We start from the raw sequence: 12,559 nt of genomic DNA, 5'->3' as shown, positions 1-12,559 counted from the left end.
CTCCGGGCGTGAGCCTGCCCGGCGCGCGCCCGGGAGGCGCACGCGGCAGGAGGTTGTGGCGGAAGGGGGAAAGGCCGATCCGACTCGGCGGGCGGATACGGTCAGTGCCGGCCGTTACCCTGGATGGCGTGGCGCAGGCGGTTGGAGAGCAGGTCGGCGAGCACCACCATGATGGTGATGACGACGATGCAGGTAGCGGTCTCCTGGTACTTGAACAGCTTCAGGCTGCTGACCAGCTCGAAGCCCAGGCCGCCGGCACCGACCATCCCGAGCACGGTGGCCGAGCGCAGGTTGACCTCGAAGCGGTAGAGCACTACGGCGATCCAGGCGGTGATCACCTGTGGCAACACGCCGAAGACGATCACTTGCAAGGGACGTGCACCGGTGGCCTGCAGTGCCTCGATGGGGCCCTGGTCGATCTCCTCGATGCTCTCGGCGAAGAACTTGCCGAGCATGCCCACGCCGTGCAGCGCCAGGGCCAGCACGCCGGGGAAGGGGCAGAGACCGACCGCCGAGACGAACACCAGGGCGAGGATCAGCTCGTTGATGCTACGGATAACGTTGAGCAGTTGTCGCGTAGCCAGATAGAGCCAGCGGTTGCCATGCAGGTTGCGCGCGGCGAGGAAGCCCAGCGGCACGGCCAGGACAATGCCCAGCAGAGTGCCCCAGAGGGCGATCTGCAAGGTCTCCAGTGCTGGCCCCCAGAGGCTCGGCAGGATGCTCAGGTCCGGCGGCAGCGAGCGGCTTAGAAAGTCGCCGATCTGCGGCAGGCCGCTGGCCAGTTCGCTCCAGCTCAGCTGCGCGCCCTCGGCGCTCCAGTGCAGCAGGTAGAGCACCGCCAGCACGGCAGCGCCGGTGGTCAGCCAGCCGCGTTTGGTTTGCGGCGTTTCGACCATCCAGTGGTGGCTGCGCAGGTTCATGCTCCGGCTCCTGTTTCGCTGGCGTAGACCGCGCGGGCGGCCGTCTGGTAGGCGGTTGCCTCGCTGCTCGGGCGTTGCTGGTAGATGCGTCGCAGGGCCGAGTCATCCAGTTGCTCGCGGGTGCCGTCGAACACCAGGCGACCGTTGGCGAGGCCGACGATGCGGTCGCCGAATTCGCGCGCCAGGTCCACCTGGTGCAGGTTGCACACCACGGTGATGCCCAGGGTGCGGGTGGCTTCGCGCAGGTAGTGCATGACCAGCTGCGCGGTCTTCGGGTCGAGGCTCGCTACCGGCTCGTCGGCGAGGATCACCTGCGGTCGCTGGGCCAGCGCGCGGGCGATGCCCACGCGCTGCATCTGCCCGCCGGACAGTGAGTCGGTGCGGGCTTCGGCCTTGTGCTCCAGCTCGACGCGACGCAGGCATTCGCGGGCCAGGGCGACGTCTTCACGGCTGAACAGCTGCAGCACCGAGGCGAGGGTGCTGACGCTCCCCAGTCGCCCGGTGAGCACGTTCTTGAGCACCGACAGGCGCGGCACCACGTTGTGGTGCTGGAAGATCATCGCCACCCGCCGGCGCAGGTCGCGAGTATCGCGCGCCTGCATGGCGTCGACGCCGGCCACCTGCAATTCGCCGCCGTCGGCCTGGGCCAGGCGGTTCATGCAGCGCAGCAGGGTGGACTTGCCAGCGCCGGACTGACCGAGGATCACCACGAACTCGCCGGCCTCGATGCGCAGGTCGATCCCGCGCAGCACCGGGTTGTCGCCGTAGCCCTTGGTCAGCCGGGCGACGCGGATCATTTCAGGCTCCGCAGGTCGAGGTCGAGCACTTTGGCGGTGTCGCGCACGACGTTGTAGGCAGCATCGTTGGTGGGCTGGAAGCCATTGAGCATGCCCTGGTCGCCCCACGGTACGTCCTTGATCGAGGCAAACGCGGCGACCAGCTTCTGCTGCAGTTCCGGGTCGAGGTTCTTGCGCCAGACCATGGGCGACTCGGGGATGTCGTCGGATTTCCAGACAACCTGGAAGTCGTCCTGCTGCACCTGTCCGGCACTGATAGCGCCGGCGAGGATGCGGTCGGCCACGGCGGCGGCATCCACCTTGCGGTTCTCCACGGCGAGGATGCTGGCGTCGTGGGAGCCGGAGAAGATCACCCGCGAGAACAGTGCCTTCGGGTCATGGCCGGATTGTTCCAGGCCGGCCTTGGGGAACAGGTGGCCGGAGGCGGAGCTGGGATCGACGAAGGCAAAGGTATGGCCCTTGAGATCGTCCAGGCTGCGGATGCCGCTGTCCTTACGGGCGATGATCAGGCTGTGGTAGGCGCTGGTGCCGGTCTTCTTGGTCATCGCCACGGCGAAGGCGTCGGCGCCGGCGACCTGGTTCGCCAGTACGTAGGAGAATGGACCGAGGTAGGCGACGTCCAGCTTGCCGGCGCGCAGCGCTTCGATCACGCCGTTGTAGTCGGTGGCCACGAAAGGCTTCACCGGCATGCCCAGGCGCTCCTGCAACTGGTCGAGCACCAGCTGGCTGCTCTTGATCATGGCCTGGGAGTCCTCGGAAGGGATCAGGCCGACAGTGAGGGCGTCCTGCGCCTGGGCGCTCGGCAGCAGGGCAGAGGCGAAGGCGAGCGGCAGCACGGCGCAGCGGAACAGTCTGGTCAGCGAAGTCATGGCGTTACCCGGAGGTTGTGTTCGGTAGCGCCAAAGCTAGGGCTGTCATGTGACAGTCACGCCATCAAATCAATATGGGTTTTCCGGAAAAACCATTGATAGGAGCTATGGATGTCCACCGCCCGCCTGCGTACCTTCCTCGCTGTGGCCCGCCACGCCAGCTTCAGTGCCGGGGCACGGGCCATTGGGCTCAGCCAACCGACGGCGACCACGCAGGTGCAGGGCCTGGAGCGCGAATTCAACGTCGAACTGTTCCATCGTCGTGGCCGGCGCATCGAGCTGACCGCCGTGGGCCGCGCGTTGTTGCCTATCGCCCAGCAGATGTCGATGCTCGAATCCGAGGCGACCAACCTGCTGCGCGATTCCGGCCAGCTCAACCGGGGGCAGTTGAAAGTCGGCGCGGTGGGGCCATTCCATGTGATCGAGATGGTCGACCTGTACCGCCGTGACTACCCACAGATCGACGTGTCGATCCGCATCGGCAACTCCGCCTCGGTGCTCGCCGACCTGGAGAACTACGTCACCGACGTCGGCGTGCTGGCCGGGCTGCATGACGACCCGGCCTTCGTTGCGCAGCTGTATGCACGGCACCCGGTGATCCTCTTCGCTCATGTCGACCACCCGTTCGCGCGCCACGACGAAGTCCGCCTGCAAACCCTGCAAGGCCAGCCGCTGCTGCGCCGCGAGCAGGGTTCGACTACCCGCGTGGCGCTGGAGCGCGAGCTGGACAAGGCCGACGTCACTCCGCGCATCGCCATGGAGATCGGCAGCCGCGAGGCCCTGCGCGAGGCGGCGATTCGCGGCATCGGCATCGGTGTGGTGTCCGAGGCAGAGTACATCGCCGACCCGCGCCTGAAGGCCATCCGCATCAGCGGCGACCCGGTGTGCACCGAGACCTACCTGTACTACCTCGCCGAGCGCCGCAGCAGCCAGGTGATCGCTTCCTTCCTGCGCTCGCTCGCGCAATAGCACAGCTCGCGGCGTCGGCGTAAGGCTTGTCCTGCGGGGCGGGGCGCGGGTTATCCTGCTGCCCCGTCGTTGTCACGAGGCTGTCATGTCGTCCGCTTACACGCCTGCCCTGCAGCGAGCCGACCGAGATTCGCGCAACTCCGCCCAGGTGCTCGGTTTGTGCCTGCCCGCCGACGTGCTGCTGTACCTGCTGCTGCCGATGTACGCGGCGGACTTTGGCGTGACCCTGGTGGAAGCGGGCATCCTGCTGGCGGCTAATCGTCTGGTGCGCATCTTGGGTTACGGCTGGGTGGTTCGTTTCTACGCCCGCCATGGCGATCGAGCTGCCTGCAGCCTCGCCGCGCTGGCGACTGCAGCTTGCGCGCTGGCCTCGGCGACGCTCTCCGGATTTGCCGTACTGCTGGTGTTCCGGCTGGTCTGGGGCCTGTGCTTCGCCACGTTCAACCTCAGTACCCAGACCCTCGCTACCGCCGAGGCGCAAGGCGCCGCGCGCCGCGCCGGACGCTCGCGGGCGACCCTGTCCATCGGGCCGATGCTGGCGCTGCCGCTGGGGGCAGTGATGGCGCAGGCGTTCGGGCCGCGCAGTGTGTTCTTCGTGCTCTGTGTGGCGGCCCTTTGCGGCCTGTGGCGCGCCCGCGCATTACCGGCAGCGGGCCATGATATTCCGCTCAGCAGCGGCCGCCGCCTGCGCCTGCCGGACAGCATTGCTACCTGGTCCTTCATCGAGGGCGTGACCCTCGACGGGCTGTTCGTCTTCGGCCTGTCGCTCTACGCGCAGACCCATCTGGGCGCTACCGGCGTGCTGGTAGCAGGCATCCTGATGGCGGTGCGTTATCTCAGCGAGATGCTCTTCAGCCCGTTCGGCGGGCGTCTGGCGGATCGCTTCGGCGCGCTGCGCATGTTGGTCGTGCTGTCGCTGGCCACCTCGCTGGCGCTGCTGATGTTCGGTAGCTACTGGCTGTTCGTCGGTGCCTTCTTCGTGCTGGTGTTGCGCGCGTTGCAGCTACCGCTGGTGGTGACGCTGGTGGCGCAGCGCAATCCGCAGGCGCGCATCCAGGCGCTGGCCGGCAATGCCGTGTGGCGCGATATCGGAGCAGGGCTCGGGCCCATTCTGGCCGGCGTGTTGCTGCCGCAGGTGCCGGCGATCTGGGCCTATGGGGGCGCGGCGCTGATACTGGCGCTCAGCGCGCTCGGGTGTGCCTGGCGGCGTTGAGCTCAAGTGCTCTGGGTGCAGGTGTATGGATAAGGCAAGGACGCATGGATGTGAGACTACTGCTCATCGGTTTTTCAGGGATTCTGGCGCTGACCCAGGTGACGACATCCTTTGCGGATAACCTCAACGGAAAGAAACTCTATTCGCAGCGATGCGCCGTTTGCCATGGCGCGGACATCAAGGCGACCGGGCCACTGGCCCACAAGAGCAATCCGCCCACGCCCGATCTCACGACACCCGCTTTCAAGAAGCGCCTGAATGACTATCCGGGCGTCATCGTGTCTTCGGTGGTGCTTCGGCCCAATGGAAACCTGATCCCCAGGACGCTGCGCGAGAACGGTGTGAAGATTCCGCCCCACGCCTGGAGCATCGATGATCTGCGTGATCTGAACCAGTACATGAAGGAGGTGATTTCCAGGAGTCGATGATTCCGACCTTGGCGTTGGGCATAGAAGTCCTGGGGTGCATCGACGTTGAATGCGCGGATTGTTCAAGCGCACCGGAAGGGGTGGCGGGAACACTGACGGCTCTCACTGCACTGGAGCTGCCCCATGCGACACCTCTACGCCCCTGCGTTCTTCTTCGGCTTCATCGGCCTGGCCCTCTACCTGGTGGATGAAGGCGTGTCGCTGCTCTGCCTGCCGGCATTGCTGCCGCTGGCGATCCTGCTGGCCTTCCTCGCCGAACGGCTCTGGCCCTATCGAGCGGGTTGGAACGGAAGCCATGACGACGGCCCGCGTGACCTTGCCCACGCGCTGGTCAACGAAACGCTCAATGCCCTGGCCATTGCCGCCATCCCGGTGCTGGTGGCCTGGCTGCCACATTTCGAGCTCTGGCCTGTGCACTGGCCGCTGGCGCTGCAGCTGCTGGCAGCGCTGCTGATCGCCGACCTGGGCATCACCCTGGTGCACTACGCCAGCCACCGTTCGCCGCTGCTGTGGCGCCTGCATGCGGTGCACCACAGCGTTGCGCGGCTGTACGGTTTCAACGGGCTGATGAAGCACCCGTTGCACCAGATGCTCGAAGCCCTCGGCGGCACGCTGCCGTTGCTGTTACTGGGGATTCCCGTGGAGGTCGCGGCGCTGCTGGCGTTCGCCATTGCCGTCCAGTTGCTGCTGCAGCACAGCAACGTGGACATGCGCATCGGTGCGCTGCGCCATGTCTTCGCCTGGGCGCCGCTGCATCGTCTGCACCACCTGAAATACGGCACGGCGGGGGACGTGAATTTCGCGCTGTTCTTCAGCTTCTGGGACCGCCTGCTGGGCACGGCGCTGTACTTGCCGGACTATGCGTTGGCGGAGGATGACCTGGGTATTGGCGACCGCCCCGACTACCCGGTGGCGTACCTGGATCAGCTGGCCGAGCCGTTCCGCCACATCGATTCAGCGCATCCGCCGGCACCGTTGCCCATGGAGCTGCGCCGCCTGCTAGTCGAGTAGGTGCAGCTTCAGCTGGCGCAGTGTCAGGTCGGCACGGATGCCGAACTGGCTGCGCACGCTGCGGGAGAAATGCGCGGAATCGGCGAATCCTGCGGCGATGGCCGCGGTGGTCAGGTTGTCGCCCGCCATGGCCAATCGCAGCGCCCGGCGCAGCCGTTGCCAGAGCACCAGACGGCGCACCGAGAGGCCCAGCGTGCCGCTGAACAGGCGTTCCAGCTGGCTCAGCGACAGCGACGCTTCCTCGGCCAGAGCCTGGGCGGGCAGGGCGTTGTCGTCCAGCGCGCGGATGCGTTGCAGGGCTTTCTCCAGGCGCGGGTCGAGCTGTCGGCGCGGCAGTTCGCGCAGGCCTGATGCGAGCTCTCGCAGGTCTGGCCCGACCTGCCGGCAGAGGTACTCAAGATCGGCCAGTTCGAAGGCCAGCGGCTCGGCGAACAGGGTGACGGCACGCTGATTGCTGTCGAGGATCGCGTGACGCTGGTTGGAGGCGATGACCAGCAGCCCGGCCTGCTGTGGCTGCTCGTCGATCAGCGCGCTCACCTCGCCCTCGCTGGCCATCAGCAACTGGTGCGCGTAGTGGGCATGGGCGCGCGCATGGCCGGTGGTGCCGGCGACGAGGCAGAAGTCCGAGCCAAGCCAGAGCTCGCCCTGCCAGGCCCGTTCAGTCGTCTGCATGGCGCGCCAGCCACTCTTCCCGCGTCAGCTCCCAGGTTTCCCGTGGCAGCACGCCACTGACGAAATGGCCCTCGTCGCGGCCCACCAGGCGCATGCCCTCGCGTTCGGAGATGCGCCGCGAACCTTCATTGGAGATGGCCTTGGGCACCTGCATCAGCGGTCGGCCCAGCGTCTGGAACCAGAAGCGGCTGACAGCTTCGCAGGCCTCGCTCATGTAGCCCTGGCCCTGCCAGGCGGGAGCCAGCCAGAAACCGCGGTGATTGCCTGGTTGGTCGAACAGCGAGATGTTGCCGATGGCGTCGTCCGGCTGGGGGGCGAGGCGGATCATCCAGTGCCATTCCTCGCCACGGGCCATGGCCGGCAGTACCACGTCGCGCACATAGACCAGTGCGCCGTCGGCCGGGTAGGGCCAGGGCACGCGGCGGTCCAGATAGCGCACCACTTCCCAGTGTGGGAACAGGCGCTGGATGGTCGGTGCGTCGGTCAGTTGCACCGGCGTGAGCAGCAGGCGTTCGGTGCGCAGGGTGGGTGGGCTTTGGCTATCCATGGCGGCTCTTGAATCTTGCGCGACAGTCTGCCGTCTCCCGGCGGCCGCTGGCCAGCTTTGCGCAAGGCTGACCTGCACTCATCACCCGATCTCAGGCTGGGCGACCGAAGGCGGCGATGGCGAAGTCGAGAAAGCTGCGCAGCTTGGGCGTGAGGCGTCGGTCCGGGGCGTAGAGCATGTGCATGGGCGAGGTCGGCACCTGGTATTGCGGCAGCAGTTGCACCAGGGTGCCGTTACGCAACGCATCGCCAACCAGCTCCTGCGGCTGCAGCACAACGCCCAGCCCGGCCACTGCCGCCGCCAGCAGCGGGTCGCCCTGATTGATCGTCAAACGACTTGTAATCGGCACCTCGATACGTCCGTCCGGGCCATCGAAGGTCCAGCGGGAGCGGCCATCGGAAAAGGCGAAGCCCAGGCATTCGTGCTGGCGCAGGTCCTCGGGTGCGCGGATCGCCGGACGTCGCGCGAGGTAGGCGGGCGCGGCGCACAGAACGAGTCGGTAGGGCGTCAGCGGCACGGCCTTCAGACCGCTGTCGGCCAGCTCGCCGATGCGGAACACCACGTCGTAACCGTCGTGGACCAGGTCCACCAGTTCGTTGGACAGCGTCAGGTCCACCGACACCTGCGGGTAGCGCACCATGTACTCCAGCAGGCGCGGCGACAGGGTGCGTATGCCGAAGGTTACCGGCGCATTGACCCGTAGCCGGCCGCTGGGTGTGCCGCGGGTGACGGCAGCCAGGTTTTCCGCCGCCTCCATGTCCGCGAGGATCAGCTTGGCGCGTTGGTAGAACGCCTGGCCGAAGTCGGTGAGGCTCTGCCGCCGTGTGGTGCGGTTGAGCAGCGACAGGCCCAGGTGCTGCTCCAGCAGTTTTACCTGCTTGCCCAGCAACTGGGAGGACAGCTGCAGGTCTTCCGCCGCCGCGCTGAAGGAGCCCAGCTCCACGGCCCTGACGAAGCAGGTCATCTGTTCGAGGCGGTCCATTGCAAACCCTGTGTTTCAAGTGTGTGGCCATCCTAGGCCTTTATCCGGCCCCGGCCAACGCCTAGATTCTCCCCATGTCGCGGACGGTCGAGCACCGTCGCGGGGACTTTCTACACTCCCATTCCGGCCGGCGCTTTCGTCCCGGCCCCCGATCGAGAAGAGGTTTGCCATGGCTCGCATTGTCAGAATCCACCAATACGGTGACGCCAGCGTCCTGAAGCTGGAGGCGGTGGACGTACCCGCCCCGGCGGCGGAGGAGGTGCAGATCGCCGTCAAGGCCATCGGCCTGAATCGCGCCGAAGTGATGTTCCGCAACCACGCTTACCTGCAGGAAGCCGAGTTCCCCAGCCGCCTGGGCTACGAGGCTGCCGGCGTGGTGAGCGCGGTGGGCAGTACGGTGAAGGACGTCGCGGTGGGCGATGCGGTGAGCCTGATCCCACCGCTGGATATCGCCCGCTGGGGCACCTATGGCGAAGTGGCCAACGTGCCGGCGCACCTGGTGGTGAAGCACCCGCGGAACCTCAGCTTCGAGCAGGCCGCCGCGTCCTGGATGCAGTACGTCACCGCCTGGGGCGCGCTGGTGGAACAGGCGAAGCTGTCGAAGGGCGAATTCGTACTGGTCACGGCGGCTTCCAGCAGCGTGGGGCTCGCGGCCTTCCAGATCGCCCGGATGGTCGGCGCCACGTCCATCGCCGTTACCCGCACCCAGGCGAAGAAACAGGCGTTGCTGGACGCCGGTGCCGATCACGTGATCGTCAGCGACGATGAGGACATCGTCGAGAAGGTGATGGCGCTGACCGGTGGGCAGGGCGCCCGCGTGGTGTTCGATCCCATCGGTGGCCCAGGATTCGAGGTGCTGACACAGGCCATGGCGCGGGGCGGCATCCTGCTGGAGTACGGTGCGCTGAGCCCTGAGCCGACGCCTTTCCCGCTGTTCACCGTGCTGGGCAAGAGCCTGACGCTGAAGGGGTATCTCTACGCCGAGATCGTCGCCGACCCGGCGGCGCTGGAGCGCGCCAAGGCGTTCATCGTCAAGGGGCTGGAGTCCGGCGCGCTGAGCCCGGTCATCGCGCGGACCTTCCCGCTGGAGCAGATCCAGGACGCGCACCGTTTCCTTGAAGCCAACCAGCAGGTCGGCAAGATAGTCGTCACGGTCTGAGACCAAGACAACGGGCGCCCGGTATTTCGCTGCCGTGCGCCCGTTCTTGCGTCCGGCCGTTCAGATTGGTGGCCGCTCCCAAGGCGCGCCGCCGGCGAACTGCTCCTCGATCCAGGTCTTGAACACTTCGCTGGTGGCCGAGCTGTAGCGCGCCGAAGGGCGCACGAAGTAGATGCCGGCGGAAGCGTCCAGTTGCCAACCCGGCAGCACCTGCACCAGGCGGCCGGCGTCGAGGTCGTGCTTCATCAGCCATTCGCCGCCCGCGAGGATGCCCACGCCCAGGCGTGCCGCCGAAAGCAGGGCCTCATTGTCGTTGCTGTGCAGGTTGCCGCTGACGCGGACGGTCTGCTGGCGGTTGCCGTTGGCCAGCTTCCAGTCCGGCCAGGAGTGCAGGCCGGTGAAGCCCAGGCAGTTGTGGCTGGCCAGCTCCGCCGGGGCTCGTGGCGTGCCGTGGCTCTCCAGATAGTCGGGTGCCGCGCAGAGGATGCGCCGCAGGTCGCAGAGCCGGCGGGCCAGCAAGCGGCTGTCGGCCAGCTCGCCGATGCGGATGGCGGCGTCGAAGCCTTCGGCGACGATGTCGACGAAGCGTTCCGAGTACTCCACTTCCAGTGTCACCTGCGGGTGATCGAGGACGAAGCGCGAGAGAATCGGGCTCAGCCACAGCCGGCCCATGGCGGCAGGCACGGCGATCTTCAGGCGGCCCTGGACCCGGGCCGCGCTGCGACTGGCCTGGTCCTGGGCCTCGGCGATCAGGCTGGCGGCCTGGCGCAGGCGCTCCACCAGGCGCAGGCCTTCGTCGGTGAAGCGCAGTTGCCGGGTGGTGCGCTCCACCAGCCGCACGCCCAGGCGCTGCTCCAGCGCGCCGAGGCGCTTCGACAGCACCGATGGGTGGCGTTGCAGGGCGCGGCCGGCGGCGGCGAAGGAGCCGTGCTCGGCCAGCGCCAGGAGGGTGGCGAGCTCGTCGGCCTGGCGACTATCGAGCAGATCCATAAGGCTCCCAATTCGGCGAATCCACTCGCCCGGCGGTGGTTCATGGTGTGAGGATGATGGCCCCTTCAGAGCGGCCTTCCTGCAGGTCGGCGTGGGCTTGGGCAACTTCCGCCAGGGGATAGCGACGCCATACCCGCGGCAGGATGATACCGTCCGTGACGGCCTGCAGGACGTCCTTCGCGCGCAGCTGGTATTCCTCGGCCGTGGCGGTGTGCGCGGCGAGCGAGGGCCGGGTTAGGAACAGCGAGCCCTTGGCGTTCAGCGTGGCGACCTCCACCGCTAGTGGTGCGCCGGAGGCCATGCCGAAGCTCACCAGCAGGCCGCGCGGGCGCAGGCAGTCCAGCGAGGCTTCGAAGGTGGCGCGACCGATGGGGTCGTAGACCACATCGGCCTTGTGCCCGTTGGTGAGCTCGCGGACCTGATCGGCCAGCGTCTCAGCATCGAATACCAGCACTTCGTTACAGCCGGCGGCGCGGGCGCGTTCGACGCTCTGTGGCTTCGACACCACGCCGATGACGAAGGCGCCCAGGTGCCTGGCCCAGGGCACCATCAGTTGCCCCAGCGCGCCGGCGGCGCCATAGATCAGCACGCGCGAGCCGGGACCGACCGGCCAGGTGGACTTGAGCAGGTAGTGCGCGGTGATGCCCTTGAACAGTACAGCGGCAGCATCTTCAAAGCTGACGGAGTCCGGCAGCTTCACCAGGCGCTCTGCCGGGTACAGGCGGCCGCTGGCGTAAGCGCCGAGCGGCCCGGTGGCGTAGGCGACACGGTCGCCAACCTGAACGCTGCTCACGCCTTCGCCGATGACGGCCACGGTGCCCGCGCCCTCCAGGCCGAGCGAGGAGGGCAGCGATACCTTCACCGCACCGGAGCGCTGGCTCAGGTCCAGCGGGTTGACGCCGATGGCGGCCTGTTCCAGCCACACTTCTCCGGGGCCGGGTTGTTGTGCCTGGGTTTGTACGAGACGGAGGACTTCCGGGCCTCCGAAGGCTTGCAGTACTGCGCGGGTGAGCATGTTCTTCCCCTGACTGGTGATGGTGCTCGCCAGTCTAGGGATGTGACGCTAATGCACCAGACAGGGCTGGTGCAGGACATGGCTGCACGCCGTGCAGCAATCCGAATGACCTGCTCAGGTCCTGGTGTGCTGAGCGAAGGCCAGGTGGTAGCCGTTGCAATCGCGCACGCCGAACTCCCGCGAGCCATAGGGCATGTCCTGCAGGGGCCAGGCGATCTGCGCCCGGTCCTTTACGGCGGCGAAGTAGCGCGCGACGTCGGCGAGCTGCAGGTAGACCGTGCCCGAGCAACCCACCTCGCGGCCCCACAGGTCCTGGGCCGTGAACAGCAGGCGGCAGTCCTCCAGTTGCACGGTGAGCGTTCCCTCGGCGGAATCGGTCACGGCAAAACCCAGCGTGTCGCGGTAGTGCTCGCGGGTGAGGTCGAGGTCGTGGCAGCGCAGCAGCAGGGACAGCGGCATGGGAGCTCCGGAGATAGATGCGGAGCCTCGATCATGTCACAGGCTTCAGCGCAGAATCACCCGCAAGAGCGAAACCAGCGCCGCGCCGAACACCGGCGAAATCCAGATACCGAAGGTCTGCAGAACGAATTGCCGGGCGTACGGCAGCAGCTCCATGTCGGGCGACGGGATGCCGAGGCTGTGCCGGCAATAGCCCAGGACGGCCACGATGAAGCAGGTGCCAGCCAGTACCCCGAGCGCTCGCCACGCCGGCCCTCGCTCACTGGTATAGGACAGCAGGGCGCCGCAGAGCGCGCCGCTGAGTGCCACCAGAATCTCGAAGGTGAGTTCAGGTTCGGCAAACCATCGGTTGCCGTTCAGCCCGATTGCATTGCCGATCTGCCAGCCGGCGAGACTGCCCACGAGCAGCGCCATGGCGATCCAGGGGAAATAGCGCAAGACCGTACTGTTCTGCATTGGGGTGGCCCCTTTGAGAAACTTCGGTGGTGGCAAAGTAGCAGTATAGTGACCACCCGGCCGTTCGCTGGC

At 67.0% G+C, this 12,559-nt stretch carries 15 protein-coding genes; 5 read left to right on the top strand and 10 right to left on the bottom strand.

Annotation, left to right across the window (positions count from 1 at the left end):
- Positions 1-101: 101 nt before the first annotated feature.
- Genes phnE through phnD form a run of 3 tightly spaced genes read right to left on the bottom strand, consistent with a single transcriptional unit; the run spans position 102 to position 2,586 of the window.
- A complete protein-coding gene (gene phnE / locus ACKI1H_RS23420) occupies positions 102-920 on the bottom strand; it encodes a phosphonate ABC transporter, permease protein PhnE (protein WP_440466530.1) in 819 nt (272 codons plus the stop codon).
- A complete protein-coding gene (phnC, locus tag ACKI1H_RS23415; protein ID WP_440466529.1) occupies positions 917-1,717 on the bottom strand; it encodes a phosphonate ABC transporter ATP-binding protein in 801 nt (266 codons plus the stop codon). The genes phnE and phnC overlap by 4 nt, the downstream gene beginning before the upstream one ends.
- Complete coding sequence (gene phnD, locus ACKI1H_RS23410; protein ID WP_440466528.1) at positions 1,714-2,586, bottom strand: phosphonate ABC transporter substrate-binding protein; 873 nt, start codon at positions 2,584-2,586, stop codon at positions 1,714-1,716. The genes phnC and phnD overlap by 4 nt, the downstream gene beginning before the upstream one ends.
- A gap of 111 nt (positions 2,587-2,697) precedes the next feature.
- Between phnD and ACKI1H_RS23405 the strand changes: the two genes are divergently transcribed.
- The 4 genes from ACKI1H_RS23405 (at position 2,698) to ACKI1H_RS23390 (ending at position 6,207) form a co-directional block, all read left to right on the top strand.
- Positions 2,698-3,555, top strand: a complete 858-nt coding sequence (locus ACKI1H_RS23405) for a LysR substrate-binding domain-containing protein (RefSeq protein WP_440466527.1) — start codon at positions 2,698-2,700, stop codon at positions 3,553-3,555.
- Between the two features lie 85 nt (positions 3,556-3,640).
- A complete protein-coding gene (locus ACKI1H_RS23400) occupies positions 3,641-4,768 on the top strand; it encodes an MFS transporter (protein ID WP_440466526.1) in 1,128 nt (375 codons plus the stop codon).
- A 44-nt stretch (positions 4,769-4,812) separates the two neighbouring features.
- Positions 4,813-5,196, top strand: a complete 384-nt coding sequence (locus tag ACKI1H_RS23395; RefSeq protein WP_440466525.1) for a c-type cytochrome — start codon at positions 4,813-4,815, stop codon at positions 5,194-5,196.
- A 123-nt stretch (positions 5,197-5,319) separates the two neighbouring features.
- Positions 5,320-6,207 carry a sterol desaturase family protein gene (locus tag ACKI1H_RS23390; RefSeq protein WP_440466524.1) on the top strand — a complete coding sequence of 296 codons (888 nt, stop codon included), beginning with the start codon at positions 5,320-5,322 and terminating at the stop codon, positions 6,205-6,207.
- On the opposite strand, the gene ACKI1H_RS23385 is transcribed toward ACKI1H_RS23390, so the two are convergent.
- The 3 genes from ACKI1H_RS23385 to ACKI1H_RS23375 form a co-directional block, all read right to left on the bottom strand.
- Complete coding sequence (locus tag ACKI1H_RS23385; protein WP_440466523.1) at positions 6,196-6,879, bottom strand: helix-turn-helix domain-containing protein; 684 nt, start codon at positions 6,877-6,879, stop codon at positions 6,196-6,198. The two genes, ACKI1H_RS23390 and ACKI1H_RS23385, sit on opposite strands and share 12 nt — an antisense overlap.
- A complete protein-coding gene (locus ACKI1H_RS23380) occupies positions 6,866-7,426 on the bottom strand; it encodes a GNAT family N-acetyltransferase (protein ID WP_440466522.1) in 561 nt (186 codons plus the stop codon). The genes ACKI1H_RS23385 and ACKI1H_RS23380 overlap by 14 nt, the downstream gene beginning before the upstream one ends.
- A gap of 91 nt (positions 7,427-7,517) precedes the next feature.
- Complete coding sequence (locus ACKI1H_RS23375) at positions 7,518-8,408, bottom strand: LysR family transcriptional regulator (RefSeq protein WP_440466521.1); 891 nt, start codon at positions 8,406-8,408, stop codon at positions 7,518-7,520.
- A gap of 169 nt (positions 8,409-8,577) precedes the next feature.
- Here ACKI1H_RS23375 and ACKI1H_RS23370 point away from each other — a divergent pair, with 169 nt between their 5' ends.
- Positions 8,578-9,567 (top strand): zinc-dependent alcohol dehydrogenase family protein, encoded by a 990-nt coding sequence (locus ACKI1H_RS23370; protein WP_440466520.1) that lies wholly within the window; start codon positions 8,578-8,580, stop codon positions 9,565-9,567.
- A 60-nt stretch (positions 9,568-9,627) separates the two neighbouring features.
- On the opposite strand, the gene ACKI1H_RS23365 is transcribed toward ACKI1H_RS23370, so the two are convergent.
- The 4 genes from ACKI1H_RS23365 to ACKI1H_RS23350 form a co-directional block, all read right to left on the bottom strand.
- Positions 9,628-10,557, bottom strand: a complete 930-nt coding sequence (locus ACKI1H_RS23365) for a LysR family transcriptional regulator (RefSeq protein WP_440466519.1) — start codon at positions 10,555-10,557, stop codon at positions 9,628-9,630.
- 40 nt (positions 10,558-10,597) lie between these two features.
- A complete protein-coding gene (locus tag ACKI1H_RS23360) occupies positions 10,598-11,572 on the bottom strand; it encodes a quinone oxidoreductase family protein (protein WP_440466518.1) in 975 nt (324 codons plus the stop codon).
- A gap of 114 nt (positions 11,573-11,686) precedes the next feature.
- Positions 11,687-12,031 (bottom strand): VOC family protein, encoded by a 345-nt coding sequence (locus tag ACKI1H_RS23355; RefSeq protein ID WP_440466517.1) that lies wholly within the window; start codon positions 12,029-12,031, stop codon positions 11,687-11,689.
- Between the two features lie 45 nt (positions 12,032-12,076).
- Positions 12,077-12,487, bottom strand: coding sequence for a hypothetical protein (locus ACKI1H_RS23350; protein ID WP_440466516.1), 411 nt, complete (start codon positions 12,485-12,487; stop codon positions 12,077-12,079).
- Positions 12,488-12,559 lie beyond the last annotated feature (72 nt).

The organism is Pseudomonas sp. YH-1, from assembly GCF_051990045.1.
GTDB lineage: Bacteria > Pseudomonadota > Gammaproteobacteria > Pseudomonadales > Pseudomonadaceae > Pseudomonas > Pseudomonas nicosulfuronedens.
Note: the sequence above shows the minus strand (reverse complement) of the source record. Positions and strands in the feature narration are given on the sequence as shown.